The following is a 266-nucleotide window of genomic DNA, read 5'->3' as shown; positions in this document are numbered from 1 at the left end:
GTCACTAATTGTGTCGCTGTAGCGGTGTTTCCTGAACCATCAACTACTGTCCATGTTACTGTAGTAGTTCCTAATGCAAACACTGCTGGTGCATCATTACTTACACTCGCTACCGAACAGTTGTCTGCTGTTACTGCACTACCTAATACTACTGCTGTTGCTGTACAAGCTGTATCCGTAGTTACATTAACTGCAGCTGGTGCAGTGATGGTTGGTAAAGTAGCATCACTTACTGTAACTAACTGTGTCGCTGTAGCTGTATTTCC

The 266-nt window shown here is 44.0% G+C and carries 1 protein-coding gene; it reads right to left on the bottom strand.

From position 1 onward, the window contains the following. Window positions 1-266 (bottom strand): HYR domain-containing protein (locus G4L40_RS12895; protein WP_166237593.1); only part of this gene is annotated, 266 nt, incomplete at both ends.

The organism is Flavobacterium celericrescens (assembly GCF_011392075.1).
Lineage (GTDB): Bacteria > Bacteroidota > Bacteroidia > Flavobacteriales > Flavobacteriaceae > Flavobacterium > Flavobacterium celericrescens.
This window is presented reverse-complemented; position numbering and strand designations above follow the sequence as displayed.